General features: G+C 71.9%; 12 protein-coding genes and 1 pseudogene. 9 read left to right on the forward strand and 4 right to left on the reverse strand.

Translation table 11 applies throughout. From position 1 onward, the window contains the following. Positions 1 to 77 precede the first annotated feature (77 nt). The gene (gene ileS, locus ABZ374_RS02075; protein WP_360305075.1) at positions 78 to 3,227 is read right to left on the reverse strand and encodes an isoleucine--tRNA ligase; all 3,150 of its coding nucleotides are present in this window, start codon (positions 3,225 to 3,227) and stop codon (positions 78 to 80) included. A 629-nt stretch (positions 3,228 to 3,856) separates the two neighbouring features. On the opposite strand from ileS, the gene ABZ374_RS02080 reads away from it, so the two are divergent. From ABZ374_RS02080 to ABZ374_RS02100, 5 genes and pseudogenes are all read left to right on the forward strand, one after another. Further along, positions 3,857 to 4,306: a TraR/DksA family transcriptional regulator gene (locus ABZ374_RS02080; protein WP_360305077.1), complete on the forward strand. Its 450-nt coding sequence runs from the start codon at positions 3,857 to 3,859 to the stop codon at positions 4,304 to 4,306. A gap of 43 nt (positions 4,307 to 4,349) precedes the next feature. Then, a pseudogene (gene lspA, locus ABZ374_RS02085) lies at positions 4,350 to 4,955 on the forward strand (signal peptidase II); the annotation flags it as partial. A gap of 227 nt (positions 4,956 to 5,182) precedes the next feature. Beyond that, entirely contained in the window at positions 5,183 to 6,127 is a 945-nt protein-coding gene (locus ABZ374_RS02090; RefSeq protein ID WP_360305079.1) for an RluA family pseudouridine synthase, read from the forward strand. A gap of 84 nt (positions 6,128 to 6,211) precedes the next feature. Further along, a complete protein-coding gene (locus tag ABZ374_RS02095) occupies positions 6,212 to 7,801 on the forward strand; it encodes a Na+/H+ antiporter (protein ID WP_360305081.1) in 1,590 nt (529 codons plus the stop codon). 81 nt (positions 7,802 to 7,882) lie between these two features. Next, the gene (locus tag ABZ374_RS02100; protein ID WP_360305085.1) at positions 7,883 to 8,482 is read left to right on the forward strand and encodes a dienelactone hydrolase family protein; all 600 of its coding nucleotides are present in this window, start codon (positions 7,883 to 7,885) and stop codon (positions 8,480 to 8,482) included. On the opposite strand, the gene ABZ374_RS02105 is transcribed toward ABZ374_RS02100, so the two are convergent. Beyond that, on the reverse strand, positions 8,386 to 9,636 hold the full coding sequence (locus ABZ374_RS02105; protein ID WP_360305087.1) for a mechanosensitive ion channel family protein: 1,251 nt from the start codon (positions 9,634 to 9,636) through the stop codon (positions 8,386 to 8,388). The two genes, ABZ374_RS02100 and ABZ374_RS02105, sit on opposite strands and share 97 nt — an antisense overlap. Before the next feature lie 153 nt (positions 9,637 to 9,789). Here ABZ374_RS02105 and ABZ374_RS02110 point away from each other — a divergent pair, with 153 nt between their 5' ends. The 4 genes from ABZ374_RS02110 (at position 9,790) to ABZ374_RS02125 (ending at position 13,265) form a co-directional block, all read left to right on the forward strand. Further along, positions 9,790 to 10,428, forward strand: a complete 639-nt coding sequence (locus ABZ374_RS02110) for a hypothetical protein (protein ID WP_360305089.1) — start codon at positions 9,790 to 9,792, stop codon at positions 10,426 to 10,428. 104 nt (positions 10,429 to 10,532) lie between these two features. Next, positions 10,533 to 11,561, forward strand: a complete 1,029-nt coding sequence (locus ABZ374_RS02115) for an ABC transporter ATP-binding protein (RefSeq protein WP_360305091.1) — start codon at positions 10,533 to 10,535, stop codon at positions 11,559 to 11,561. Positions 11,562 to 11,575: 14 nt separating this feature from the next. Then, positions 11,576 to 12,379: an ABC transporter permease gene (locus tag ABZ374_RS02120; protein ID WP_360305093.1), complete on the forward strand. Its 804-nt coding sequence runs from the start codon at positions 11,576 to 11,578 to the stop codon at positions 12,377 to 12,379. A 124-nt stretch (positions 12,380 to 12,503) separates the two neighbouring features. Beyond that, a complete protein-coding gene (locus tag ABZ374_RS02125; protein WP_360305095.1) occupies positions 12,504 to 13,265 on the forward strand; it encodes a DUF2567 domain-containing protein in 762 nt (253 codons plus the stop codon). Between the two features lie 31 nt (positions 13,266 to 13,296). Here ABZ374_RS02125 and ybaK read toward each other — a convergent pair whose 3' ends face one another. Both ybaK and ABZ374_RS02135 read right to left on the reverse strand, forming a co-directional pair. After that, positions 13,297 to 13,800, reverse strand: a complete 504-nt coding sequence (gene ybaK / locus ABZ374_RS02130; protein ID WP_360305097.1) for a Cys-tRNA(Pro) deacylase — start codon at positions 13,798 to 13,800, stop codon at positions 13,297 to 13,299. A gap of 20 nt (positions 13,801 to 13,820) precedes the next feature. Next, positions 13,821 to 14,507, reverse strand: coding sequence for an LON peptidase substrate-binding domain-containing protein (locus ABZ374_RS02135; RefSeq protein WP_360305099.1), 687 nt, complete (start codon positions 14,505 to 14,507; stop codon positions 13,821 to 13,823). Between the last annotated feature and the right edge of the window lie 37 nt (positions 14,508 to 14,544).

Here is a 14,544-nt window from a genome sequence, read left to right on the forward strand (position 1 = left end):
CGCTTCTCGGGTTTCGGGGTGTTTCGGGTGACTTCGGGTGATTCGGGCGGGACGGCCGGGGCCGTCCCGCCCGCCGGTTACACCTTGCGCAGCCAGAACCGCAGACCCAGCGCCGGGTCGCCGTGCTCGAACAACTCCTCGTCCTCCGGGGAGCCCTGGGTGAATTGGGTCGCCAGCACCTCGTCGGCGACCTGGACGCCGTGCGCGAGCAGCGCCGACGTGGTCTCCTCCGACTCGTCGGCGGCCCACCACACCAGGATCCGGTCGGACACCTCCAGGCCGCTGTTCTTGCGCGCCTCCTGGATCAGCCGGACCACGTCGCGGGCCAGACCCGCGAGCCGCAGTTCGGGGGTGATGGTCAGGTCGAGCGCGACGGTGGCGCCGTCCTGACCGGCCACCGTCCAACCCTCGCGCGGGGTTTCGGTGACGATGACCTCCTCGGCCGCCACCTCGACCTCCTCGCCCTCCACCACGACCACCGCGGTGCCCGACGCGCGCAACGACGCGGACAGCGTCGCCGCGTCCGCGCCGGCGATCGCCGCGGCCACGATCGGGGTGCGCTTGGCGAACCGCTTGCCCAGCGCCCGGAAGTTGCCCTTCGCGCTGTACTCGACCAGGTCGCCGCCCGCCTCGGACAGCGCCGCGACGGAGACCACGTTGAGCTCCTCGGCGATCTGCTCGCGCAGTTCGCCGGACAACTCGTCCCAGCCCGCCGCGCCGATCAGCGCGCGGCCCAGCGGCTGCCGGGTCTTGACCCCGGAGTCCGCGCGGGTGGCCCGGCCCAACTCGACCAGGCGCCGCACCAGCGTCATCTGCCGGCCCAACTCCGGGTGCACCAGCGCCGGATCCGCCGTCGGCCACGCGGCCATGTGCACCGACTCGGGCGCGTCGGCGGTGACCGGGCGGACCACGTCCTGCCAGACCCGCTCGGTGATGAACGGCACCAGCGGTGCCATCAACCGGGTGACCGTCTCCAACGCCTCGTGCAGCGTGGCCAGGGCGGCCGGCTCCGCGTTCCAGAACCGGCGCCGGGACCGGCGCACGTACCAGTTCGACAGGTCGTCCACGAACGCGGTGAGCGCCTTGCCCGCGCGCTGCGTGTCGTATGCCTCCAGGGCCGCGTCCACGTCGCCCACGAGGGTGTTCAGCTCGGAGAGCAACCACCGGTCCAGCAGCGGACGCTCGGCCGGTGCCGGGTCGCTCGCGCTCGGCGTCCAGTTGCCGGTGCGCGCGTACAGGGCCTGGAAGCTGACCGTGTTCCAGTAGGTGAGCAGGGTCTTGCGGACCACCTCCTGGATGGTGCCGTGCCCGACCCGGCGGGCCGACCAGGGCGAGCCGCCGGCGGCCATGAACCAGCGCACCGCGTCCGCGCCGTGCCGGTCCATCAGCGGGATGGGCTCCAGGGTGTTGCCCAGGTGCTTGGACATCTTGCGGCCGTCCTCGGCCAGGATGTGCCCCAGGCACACCACGTTCTCGTAGGACGACTTGTCGAAGACCAGCGTGCCGACCGCCATCAGCGTGTAGAACCAGCCGCGGGTCTGGTCGATCGCCTCGGAGATGAACTGCGCCGGGTAGGACTGCTCGAACAACTCGCGGTTGCGATAGGGATAGCCGAACTGGGCGAACGGCATCGAACCCGAGTCGTACCAGGCGTCGATCACCTCCGGCACCCGGGTCGCCCGCCCGCCGCACCCGGTGCCGTCGCCGGCCTTGGCCGGGCAGTCGAAGACCACCTCGTCGATGAACGGCCGGTGCGGGTCCAACCCGGACAGGTCCCGGCCGGTCAGTTCGGACAATTCGCCCAACGAGCCGACGCAGGTGAGGTGATTCTCGTCGCAGCGCCAGATCGGCAGCGGCGTGCCCCAGTAGCGGTTCCGGGACAGCGCCCAGTCGATGTTGTTGTTCAACCAGTCGCCGTAGCGGCCCCACTTGACCGTGTCCGGGTGCCAGTTGGTGCGCTCGTTCTCGCGCAGCAGCGCGTCCTTGACCGCGGTGGTGCGGATGTACCAGGACGGCTGCGCGTAGTAGAGCAGCGCGGTGTGGCAGCGCCAGCAGTGCGGATAGCTGTGCTCGTACTCCAGATGGCGGAACAGCAGCCCGCGTTCGCGCAGGTCGGCGACCAGCGCCTCGTCGGCCTTCTTGAAGAACTGCCCGCCCACCAGCGGCAGGTCCGGCTCGAAGGTGCCGTCCGGACGCACCGGGTTGACCACCGGCAGGTCGTACGCCCGGCAGGTCTTGAGGTCGTCCTCACCGAACGCGGGCGCCTGGTGCACGACACCGGAGCCGTCCTCGGTGGTGACGTACTCGGCGAGCACGACGAAGTTCGCGTCCTCCAGCGGCAGCAGGTCGAACGGACGCCGGTAGGCCCAGCGTTCCATCTCCCGACCGGTGAACCGCTCGCCGGTGGCCACCCAGCCCTCGCCGAGCGCCTTGGCCACCAGCGGTTCGGCGACCACCAGCCGCTCCGTGCCGTCGGTGGCCACCACGTAGGTCACGTCCGGGTGCACCGCGGCGGCGGTGTTGGACACCAGCGTCCACGGCGTGGTCGTCCACACCAGCAGCGCGGCCTGTCCGGCCAGCGGCCCGGAGGTGAGCGGGAAGCGCACGTAGACCGAGGGGTCCACGACCGTCTCGTAGCCCTGCGCGAGTTCGTGGTCGGACAACCCGGTGCCGCAGCGCGGACACCACGGCGCGACCCGGTAGTCCTGGGTCAGCAGACCCTTGTCGAAGATCTGCTTGAGCGACCACCACACCGACTCGACGTACTCGGGGTCCATCGTCCGGTACGCCTTGGACAGGTCGACCCAGTAGCCCATCCGGGTGGTCAGTTCCTCGAAGGCACCCACATGGGTCATCACCGACTCGCGGCACTTCGCGTTGAACTCGGCGATTCCGTACCGCTCGATGTCCGACTTGCCGGCGAAGCCGAGCTGCTTCTCCACGGCCAGCTCGACCGGCAGGCCGTGGCAGTCCCACCCGGCCTTGCGCGGCACGTTGTAGCCGCGCATGGTGCGGTAGCGCGGGAACACGTCCTTGAACACACGGGCTTCGATGTGGTGCGCGCCCGGCATGCCGTTGGCGGTCGGGGGGCCCTCGTAGAAGATCCAGCTCGGGCCGTCGGCGTTCTGGGCGAGGGAGCGCTCGAAGATGTCGTTGTCCCGCCAGAACGCGAGAACCTCGTGCTCCATGGCGGGCAGGTCGACCTGCGCCGGTACCGGGCGGTACATGTGGCTTCCTTCCGCGGGCTGTGATGCGTGCCTACCGAAGGGACGAGACCGCCGTGCGCCGGTCCCGCGGTACCACCCTTCTTGGCCGCGCGCCGCCGAGGGCGGGCACAACCCACTCGTGTGTGCGAGGGCCGGTTCTACGGGCCGATGCAAGATCGCATCGGCCTTTCCTCCGGCGGCTCCGGGGTGATCTTCACGTCGCGCACACCCCCGGGCTCGCACCGTCCCCGGATCGCTGGTGGCTGCGTGCGGCGCTACTCGTCCCCATCGACACCGTCTCGCTCTGCGGATTGTACGACCCCCACGGGTCGACGTGCCGCCGACTTGTCCCGCGCCCAGGTGCATAACGATCCGCTCGGGAACCGGTAACGAACGGGACACGTAGAAGAGGGATAAGCGTGGTTGCGTCTGGGCACAACCGATTTACGTCGCCGCCCCGGCGCAATCAGTGACGGGACGGCGCGTCCGGTTGTCCGGGGCGACCCATCCCTAAGCGAAACAAGGGGGCCGTGACCATGACGGATACAGAGAAGGCCAGTGGCGGGCGGACGCGTCGTGCGACCGCGACGACGACGCCGCGCGCCACGGTACGGGGAGGAACGGGACGCACCGTGAAGGCACCTGCACACGTGACTACCGCCGCCACGGCCACGCTGGCCACGCCGCCCGACGGGTTCCATGCGCCGGCGGTCTACGTGGTCCGGCCCGGCGAGGACCCGTGGGACACCGCGGAACTGCGCGAGGTGCGCGAGGGGCTGATCGAGACCGCGCACGAGCTGCGGGCCGAGATCGCCGTCTCCGAGAACGGCATCGCCGATCTGTTGCGCGACTCGGGCGAGGGCGCGGGCGACGATCAGGCGGACACGGGGACCAAGAACTTCGAGCGCGAGCACGAGATGTCCCTGACCAACAACGCGCGTGGCATGCTGCTCCAGTCGGAGAAGGCGCTGCGTCGTCTCGCCGACGGCACGTACGGGGCCTGCGAGTCGTGTGGTTCGGCCATCGGCAAGGCGCGCCTGCAGGCGTTCCCGCGTGCGACCCTGTGTGTGACCTGCAAACAGCGCGAGGAACGCCGGTAACCGTCGAGACGGCCGGCGGCGCGTCGAAGGACTGGAGCGAGCCATCGGCACCGGAGCGGAACCACGCGATGACGCGGAGTCGCAGGCCCCCGTCGGGGAGTCGGACACCGAGGCGACCGAGAGCGGGGCGGGCGGCGAGGAGCCGACCGCGCCCGCCGGTTCGCGCACTCGTCGATACATCGCCGTCCTGCTCGGCGTCGCGGCCTTCGCCTACGCCCTCGACCTGATCAGCAAGCTGATCGTGGTGGCCAAGCTGGAGTACCACGCGCCGATCGACATCCTCGGCGACTGGCTCCAGTTCCGGGCCACCCGCAACGCGGGCGCGGCGTTCGGCATGGGGCAGGGACTGACCATCGTGCTCACGGTGATCGCCGCCGCCGTGGTCGTGGTGATCCTGCGGCTCGCCCGCAAGCTGAACAGCCTGCCCTGGGCGATCGCGCTCGGCCTGCTGCTCGGCGGCGCGTTCGGCAACCTCACCGACCGGATCTTCCGGGCCCCCAGCGTGTTCGAGGGCCACGTGGTGGACTTCATCGCGCCCAAGCACTTCGCCATCTTCAACCTGGCCGACTCGGCCATCGTGGTCGGCGGCTGCCTGATCGTGCTGCTGTCCTTCCTGGGCCTGCAGCCCGACGGCACCCGCGAGGGCGACGACGAGGACGAGGCGGGCGAGGACGAGGCCGCGCCCGAGGCGCCGGAGGACGGCGAGGGCCCGGCCCGGGACACCGCGGCGACCGACCGGGTCCCCGCGCCCGTGTCGAACGGCGCCACCAAGGCGGTCGTCGAGCCGGTGCGGAGCGAGTCCGCGCGGGCCGCCGAGCAGGCCGCCGCAGACCAGGCCGTCGAGTCCGGCCCGGATGCCGGGCATACTCGTATCTCGTGACTGTCAATCCCGGCTCGCCCGAAATCCGTACTCTTCCCGTTCCCGATGGCCTCGAAGGCGAGCGGGTCGATGCCGCGCTCTCGCGGATGTTCGGCTTCTCGCGCACCAAGGCGGCCGAGCTGGCCGCCGCCGGGAAGGTGCAGCTCGACGGCCGGGCGGCGGGCAAGTCCGACCGTGTCAACGGTGGCGCCTGGATCGAGGTCGAGATGCCGGGCGTACCCAGGCCCGTGCAACTGGTCGCCGAACCCGTGCCCGGCATGCGGATCGTGCACGACGACGACCACATCGTGGTGATCGACAAGCCGGTCGGCGTCGCGGCGCACCCCAGCCCCGGCTGGACCGGCACCACCGTGGTCGGCGGCCTCGCGGCGGCCGGCTACCGCATCTCCACCTCCGGCGCGGCCGAGCGCCAGGGCGTCGTGCACCGGCTGGACGTGGGCACCTCCGGGCTGATGGTGGTGGCCAAGTCCGAGCGCGCCTACACGCTGCTCAAGCAGCAGTTCCGGGACCGCACCGTGGACAAGCGCTACCACGCGCTGGTCCAGGGCCACCCGGACCCGCACACCGGCACCATCGACGCGCCGATCGACCGGCACCCCACCCACGACTACAAGTGGGCCGTGGTGATGGGCGGCAAGCCCAGCATCACGCACTACGACACGATCGAGGCGTTCCGCGCCGCGAGTCTGCTGTCGATCAAGCTGGAGACCGGCCGCACACACCAGATCCGGGTGCACATGGCGGCCCTGCGGCACCCGTGCGTGGGCGACCTGACCTATGGCGCGGACCCGACGCTGTCCAAGCGGCTGGGCCTGGAGCGGCAGTGGCTGCACGCGGTGAGCCTGGCCTTCGAGCACCCCGGCGACGGCACCTGGGTGCAGTACGAGAGCGGCTATCCGGCCGACCTGAGGGCCACCCTGGAGCGGGTCACCGACAAGTGACACCTTTGCCCGCCGGTCGGTGATTCGGCGGCGTTTCGGGGAACGCTCCAAGATCGAATCGCGGTCGATCGGTCTGGGGGCGCAGTGGGGCAGCTCACGCTGTTGTTCCTGTTGATGTTCGGCACCGTCGTGGTCGTGCCGCTGGCCGGTCGGCTGCGGTTGCCCTTCCCGGTGTTGTTGACGCTCTACGGCGTGCTGCTCGGCTGGTTGTCGTTCGTGCCGAACCTGCGGATCGATCCCGACCTGCTGTTGCCGCTGTTGTTGCCGCCTCTGCTGTACGCGGCGGCGCAACGTTCGAGCTGGCGCGAGTTCGCCGCGAACGCCCGGCCGATCCTGCTGCTCGCGGTCGCCCTGGTGCTGGTGACCACGGCGGCGGTGGCGGCCGTGGCGAACGCGATGGTGCCCGGGCTGCCGCTCGCGGGCGCGGTCGCGCTGGGCGCGCTGGTGGCGCCGCCGGACCCGGTGGCGGCCACGGCGGTCGCCGGGAGCCTGCGGTTGCCGCGCCGGCTGGTGTCGATCCTGGAGGGCGAGGGGCTCTTCAACGACGTCACCTCGCTCGTGCTCTACCAGGTCGCGGTCGCGGCGGTGGTCGGCGGGACGTTCTCGCCGACCCGGGCGCTGGGCGTGTTGGCGCTGTCCGCCGTGGTCGGCGTCGGGATCGGCTTCGCCGTCGGCCTGGCCGGCCGGATGTTGCTCGGCCGGCTGGACGAACCCACGCTGCAGACCCTGCTCACCCTGCTGGTGCCGTTCCTGGCCTACGTGGTCGCCGACGAACTGCACGGCTCGGGCGTGCTCGCGGTGCTGACCACGGCGTTCTATCTGGGTTCGGTCGCCGAGGACGCGGACAACGTGGTCGGCCGGCTGACCGGGCGCTCGTTCTGGGAGGTCATCGACCTGGTGGTCACCGGCGTCGCGTTCGGGGTGATCGGCCTGGAGATGTGGGAGATCTTCCACGACCTGCACGGCGACCGGGGGCGGCTGTTCCTGGAGGCCGGCGCGGTGGTCCTGGTGCTGATCGTGGTGCGCGGCCTGTGGCTGTTCCCGGTCGCCGCGCTGGCCCGACGGCTGCACAACCGCCTGCCGACCAGCGGCGAGACGCAGACCCCGGACCCGCGCGAGACCGTGGTGGTGTGGTGGGCCGGGATGCGCGGCGTGGTGACCATCGCGCTGGCGCTCGCGCTGCCGCTGTCCACCGACGACGGCGACGCCTTCCCCGAGCGGCAGCGGCTGATCGCGATCGCGTTCTGCGTGATCGTGGTGACCCTGCTCCTCCAGGGGGTCACCCTGCCGTGGCTGGTGCGCCGGCTGGGAGTCTCCGAGACGGACGACGCGGAGAGCCACGAGGAGCGCCGGATCGCGGTCGCGGCGACCAAGGCGGCGCTGGTGCGGCTGCGCGAGCTGGAGGAGGAGCGCGATCTCCCGGACGAGATGGTGCAGCGACTGCGGGCCCGGCAGAAGGCGCTGCTCGCCGAGCTGAAGCCGGAGGGCATGCCCGAGGAACTCGCGGACGCGGTGATCGAGCGCTCACGACGGATCAAGCTGCTGCACGAGATCGAGGCCGAGATGACCGCCGCCGCGCGCCGCGAGGTGATCGCGGCCCGGGGGCGGCGCGGGGTGGACCCGTCCGCCGCCGACCGGGTCCTGCGCCGCCTGGACCTGCGCAGCGTGCGCTGACCCGCGGCGGCGGGCGATACGGTTGATCCTTTGTCCGATCCTTCGACCCCTGTCGCTCCCGTCCTCGGAAGGACCCCCCACGTGGCCCGCATCGTGCTGTTCCACTCCGCCTACGGGTTGCGGCCCGCCGTGCACGCCGCCGCCGAGCGGCTGCGCGCGGACGGGCACGAGGTGACCGTGCCCGACCTGTACGACGGGCGCGTCACCGAGTCGATCGAGGTGGGCATGGAGATCAAGGACGAGATCGGCGCGGACGAGCTGATCCGGCGGGCCGTGCGGGTCGCCGCCGGGCTCGGTCCGGGTCTGGTCTACGCGGGCTTCTCGCTCGGCGCCTCGATCGCCCAGAACGCCGTGTTCGCGGACCCCGCGGCGGCCGGGCTGCTCATGTTCCACGGCACCTCGGACCTGCGCGAGGACGCCGCGACCGAGGTGCCGGTGCAGTTGCACGTGGCCGAGCCGGACCCGTTCGAGACCGAGGACTGGCTCGGCACCTGGTACCTGGCCATGCGCCGGGCGGGGGCGGATGTGGAGATCCACCGCTACCGCGGCGCCGGCCACGTGTTCACCGACCCGGACCTGGCGGACTACGACCGCGAGGCCGCCTCGCGGGCCTGGGCGATCGCCTCGGACTTCCTCAGCGAGATCGACTCGGCCGCGGCCGCCGCGGCGGCCAACGACTGAGGCTTCTTGGCCAGGTCCACGTACCGGCGCGGGCCGGTCTGCGCGGGCACCTGGGCGACCGGCTGGGCCTTGGCGAAGCGCCCGTTGCCGCTGTACGGGCCGACCGCCTCGTTGCCCAGGGGAGCGGGCGCGGTGGCGATCCGGGGCAGCGCGTACGGATGTTCGCAACGCAGGTAGTCGAGCAGCTTCTCGCGCACCTCGCAGCGCAGCGTCCACAGGTCGTCGGAGTCGCGCGCGGTCACCACGGCGCGGACCAGGATCGTGGTCGGGGTGGTGTCGGTGACGTACAGGCTCCAGCCCTGGCCGTCCCACAGGCCGGTGTCCTTGAGGATGCGGTGCAGTTCCTCGCGCAGCTCGGCGACCGGCGCGGAGTGGTCCAGGTGCAGGAAGACGGTGCCGGTCATCCGGATGTCGGTGCGCGACCAGTTCTCGAACGGTCGGGAGGTGAAGTACGAGACCGGCATCACGATCCGACGCTGGTCCCACGTGTTCACCACCAGGTAGGTCAGGGTGATCTCCTCGATCGTGCCCATCTCCTGGTTGACCACGACCGAGTCGCCGATCCGGACCATGTCGCTGAAGGCGATCTGCAGTCCCGCGAACAGGTTGGCCAGCGCGCTCTGCGCGGCCAGACCGGCCACCACGCCGAGCAGACCGGCGGAGGCCAACAGGCTGGTGCCGATGGTCTTCATGCCCGGGAAGGTCATGATCATCGCGGCGAAGGTGATGATGCCGACGATCGCCACCGCGGTGCGTCGGATCAGTGCGATCTGGGTCTGTATCCGGCGTACCCGGCCGGTGTCGGTCGCGTTCGCGGCGTAGCGCTCGAACGAGGTGTTCACCAGCAGCGTGACCGCGTGCACGATCAGCCACGCGCACGCGGCGATCACCGAGAGCACCAGGATGTGCCGGATCATCCCGCGACTGCGTTCGGGCAGGCCGGCGGCGGGTTCCGCGAGCAGCAGGACCGAGGTGCCGAGCGTCGTCACGATCGAGGCGCGGCCACGCCGCATCATCGACCAGAGGGGTCCTGTCAGCGGCTTGCGGGTCTGTACTTCGCGGGCCAGGCGAGCCATTCCCCAGGTCACCAGACCCGTGAAGGCGATCACCGAGACGAGCACGATCAGCGGGCGAAGTATGTGCCACACGTCCACGTCGAGAGCCTCCTAGGGGGCTTGTGGTCAAACCCGTACCGTACCCGAGCAAGCCGAGCCCACCCACGCGTGCGGTTCGCGCCGGCCGTGCCCCGCAGCCCGCGCGGGGCGCTAACGTGCGGGTCGGGCGGCGGACCGTACGGAGGACGCGCGATGTCCAAATGGACCAGGATCGGCAAGGTCGGATTCGGCGCGGTGCGCCGCGGCCAACGGTTTCGCAGCGCCTCCCGGGCGGCGGCGGAACGTTCCGCCGGCAGCGGCGCGACCGCCTTCGACCCGGACGTGGACACCCGGTTGACCCCGCGCCAGGCGGCCCTGCTGGTGCGCTATCTGGTGGGCAAGGTGGTGCTGGGCCGGTTGGAGTTCCTGTTCCTGCTCAAGTACCCGCTGCTCGTGGCGGGGGTGCCGCTGCTGTTCCTGTTCCCGCCGGCGGGCATCGCGCTGCTCGTGCTGTTCGGCCTTGCCGCGCTCGTGCAGTGGGTGATCGCCCGCGCGATCGGCCGACTCGCCGCCTTCCACCGGCTGGGCGCGGCGGAGAACGAGATGACCGACGCGGCCACCGTGTGGTGGCCCAACCTCAAGCGGGAGACCGCCCGGGTGGGCCTGCCCACCCGGCCGCTCGCGCTGCTCAGGCTCGCCGCCGCCCGGGCGACGCGACGGTTGGACCCGGCGCGCGAGGCCGCGTTCGCGGCGATCGACTGGCGTGCGGTGATCCCGCGCGAACAGTGGCAGCGGGCCCGGGTCCTGCTCGCCGAGGAGGCGGGCGGCCGGGTGGGCGACGCGACCGCGTAGAGTCGTCCCGACTGTGTGTCACCCCACTCGGCCGGCGGACCACTCGGCGCGAGGTGCGGGTCGCACGCCGTCTCCACCACCTTCAGGACGACGCGCGGGGTCGGATGTACAAGCTGCCCGGAACGGACGAGCGGAGCGTGACCATCCCCGGCGAGCCCATGTCGGCCGATCCGTGTTTCACGGTGCGCGGACTGACCAGGACGTACCGCACCGGGCGCCGGCGGGACCGGCACGTGGTGACCGCGAACGACGCGATCGACCTGGACGTGCGTCGCGGCGAGATCTTCGGCCTGCTCGGCCCCAACGGCGCGGGCAAGTCCACCCTGGTCCGGCAACTCACCGGCCTGCTCCGGCCGGACACCGGCAGCATCGACCTGCTCGGCCACGACCTGGTGCGCCGGCCGGAGATCGCCGCCCGCCTGGTCGCCTACCTCGGGCAGGAGTCCGGCGCGCTGGACGAGTTGACCGTCGCGCTGGCGATCGAGACCACCGCCCGGCTGCGCGCCCTGGACGCCGCCCGGGCCCGGGCCGAGCGGGACGCGGTGCTGGACGAACTCGAACTGGGCACGATCGCGGACCGGCCGCTGAAGAAGCTCTCCGGCGGCCAGCGCCGCCTCGCCTGCGTGGCCACCGCGCTGGTCGGCGCCCGCCCGGTGCTGGTCCTGGACGAGCCGACCACCGGCATGGACCCGGTCGCGCGTCGCGCGGTGTGGGCCGCGGTGGATCGCCGCCGGGCCGAACAGGGCGCCACCGTGCTGCTGGTGACGCACAACGTGATCGAGGCGGAGACCGTGCTGGACCGGGTCGCCGTGCTCGACGAGGGCCGGGTGATCGCGTGCGACACGCCCGGTGGACTCAAGGCCATGGTCGGCGACGAGGTCCGCCTCGACCTGGTCTGGCGGGCCGACCCGCCGATGGACGACCCGGCGGTGAGCATGCTCGCGCAGACCGCGGTGCGCACCGGCCGGCGCTGGAGCACCCGGATGGAGCCGGGGGTGGCCCGCGAACTGCTCGCCGGCGTCACCTCGGGGCCCGCGTTCGAGGCGCTCGACGACTTCACGCTGTCCACGCCGAGCCTGGAGGACGTCTACCTCGCGCTCGGCGGGCGCCATCAGGGACTGGTCAAGGGATGAGGGTGTCGACCCCAGTGAGTGCAGCGAGCATCGAGACCGCGCCGGCGCGGCCGGCCGCGCCGGTGGTACCCGCGCCGGCCACGTCGCTCGGCGCCGGGCTGCTGACCGTGTACCGCGCGCAGCTCTCCCGGGTGCGGGTCTCCCGGGTCCCGCTGCTGTTCGTCGCGGTGTTCCAGTCGGTCGGAATCATGATCCTGATGCGCGGCGTGGTGGACACCGGCAGCGACAGCGCGCGCGAGGCGGTGGTGGCCGGCTCCGCCGTGCTCGTGGTCGCCTTCGTCGCGCTCAACCTGCTCGCGCAGCACTTCGGCAACCTGCGCGCGGCCAACGCGCTCGACTACTACCTGACGCTGCCGGTGCGTCCGGCCGCGGTGGTGCTGGGCATCGCCGCGGCATACGCGTCGTTCACGCTGCCGGGCACGGTCGCGACCGCCGTGATCGGCGCGCTGATGTTCCAACTGCCGTTGGCCAACCTGTGGGTGCTGCTCCTGGTCGTGCCGCTGTCCGGCGCGGCCCTGGCGGGCATCGGGGCGGTCCTCGGGCTGCTGGCGCCGCGGCCCGAATTGGCCACGCTGCTGGGCCAACTGGGCATGTCGGCCGCGCTGTTGCTGGGCGTGCTGCCACAGGACCGGATGCCCGAGTTGATCGTGCTGGCCCGGGACCTGTTGCCGTCCTCGTACGGGGTGGACGCGTTCATCGCGAGCTACGGCGATCCGGACTGGGCGGCGGTGGGGGCCAACCTCGCGGTCTGCGCGGGGGTCGGCGTGGTGATGCTCTCGTTGGCCACGTGGTCCTTCCGGCGCAGCACCCGGGCCTAGTCGATGTCGTCGGCTTCGTTCCCGTCCTCGCCGTTGTCTTCGTCCTCGGCTTCGCCTCGCCTCGACTCACCCTGCCGTGCGGGGTCACGCCGCCGGCTCGATTCGCACATGGGACGCTGACCAGATGACGTCTGCCGGGGATTTCGACCCCTACCCCTCGCCCGAGGGCGCGCACGTGGGCTTCGCGCCCGGGCCCGATGCGCCTCCCACGCTGTGGCAGCGCTACCGCGCCGACGTGCTGGCCTTCGCGGTCGTGGTCGCGGCGTGCCTGGTCGTGGGTGCGATCGTGGGGCTGATCTGGGAGCAGGTGACGCCGCGCGTACCGCTGCTCGCGACCAAGGAGGGGGTCTTCCAGACCTCGCCCGAGACCGAGACCTCGATCGCGCTGGACGGGTGGTTCGCGGTGTGCGGTGTGGTCGCCGGCATCGTGCTGGCGCCGCCCGCGTTCTGGCGCTTTCGGCGGCAGGGGGTGGCGACCGCGCTCGCGCTCACCGTCGGCGGGCTGGCCGGGTCGTACCTGGCGTTCCGGGTCGGCGTGCAGTTGGGGCCGGACGGGATCATCGAGCAGGTCCGTCGGATCGGGCTGGGCAAGCGGTTCGATCAGCCGCTGGAGCTCAAGGCCAAGGGCGTGCTGCTGCTGTGGCCGATCGCGTCGATGGTGATCTTCCTCGGCCTGTCCGCCGGATTCGCCCCGCCGGACCGGGAGCCGGCGGCGGGGCCGCAGGGATGGGGACCGGGGGAGGCGTTTCCGTGGGCGCGGTCGGGGCCGTTGCAGGCGGGGTCGCCCGAGGCGGGGGCGCCGCCGGCGGATTCGCCCCCGGCCGGTTCGTCGGCCCTGCCTTCGACACCGGTCGATCTGACGAAGCGGGGGCCCGAGGAGCGGTGAGACCGCTGCCGGGGGCGCGGGGCGGCCGGGGTCAGGCGCGGGCGATGGAGGCGGTGCCGGCCTGGGTCAGGTGGGTGAGCGTGGTCGGCGGGAGCTCGATTTCGAGGCCGCGGCGCCCGGCCGAGATGTAGATCGTGGGGTGGGTCAGGGCGGATTCGTCCACCACCGTGGGGTGCCGGCGTTTTTGGCCGAGCGGGCTGATGCCGCCCAGGACGTAGCCGGTGGCTCGTTCGGCCGCGGCGGGGTCGGCCATCGCCGCGCGTTTGCCGCCGACCGCCGCCGCCAGGGCCTTCAGGTCGAGTCTGCCCGCGACCGGGACGACCGCGACGGTGAGGGTGCCGTCCACGTCCGCCAACAGGGTCTTGAAGACCCGCTCGGCCGGGACCCCGAGCGCCGCGACGGCCTCCTCGCCGTACGAGGCCGCGTCCGGGGCGTGGGTGTACGCGTGCACGGTGAACTCGAACCCTTCGCGGGTGAGTGCGACGGTCGCCGGGGTGCCCTGCCCGCCCTTGGTGCCCTTGCTGCTCTTCGCCATCTCGCGCCCTCGATCGCCGGTCAGTTGGGTTCGATGCTCTGTCGCAACAGCTCGACGGCGGGCAGCGACGGCAGGTGGTCCAGGAGGGCCGCCTCACGGCGCAGCAGCTCGACCTCCGCGGTCAGCCGGACGGTCGCGTCCTCGGCCTCCAGCAGGCGTTGCTTGTCGTGCGGGTCCAGCACCACCGCGGCGGCCACCAGGTAGGACAGCACCACCGGATCGTCGGGCAACTCGGGCAGGCTCATCGGGGTGCGCTGCTGGGCCGAGAGCAACCGGCGCTGATACTCGGCGAACGCCCGGGTGGCGGCCAGACCGAGCACGTCGGCCCGCTCGCCGACCGGGTCCTCCAGGTATTCCACCTCGGCGTACAGGTAGGGACCCGAATCGTCGACCGACAGCAGCCGGAACCGGGTCGCCCCGGTGGCCACCAGGTCGTAGCGCCCGTCCTCGTGCGTCTTGATCGTGGCGATCTCGGCGGTACAGCCCACCGGGTGCAGGATCTCCAGCGGATCGCCCTGGATGTCGCCCACCTCGCGCCCGGTGCGCAGCGCCACCACGCCGAAGCGCTGCTCCGCCTGGGGCAGCACCTCCAGGTCCCGGACCAGTGCGCGGTACCGCTCCTCGAAGATGTGCAGGGGCAGCACCAGACCCGGGTAGAGCACCGAGTTGAGCGGGAAGAGCGGAAGCCGGTCGGTCACGGTGACCAAGAGTAGGCCCTGACCGTCGGAGCGCGTCGATCATTGC

It is taken from the genome of Embleya sp. NPDC005971, from assembly GCF_040629175.1.
Taxonomy (GTDB): Bacteria; Actinomycetota; Actinomycetes; order Streptomycetales; family Streptomycetaceae; genus Embleya.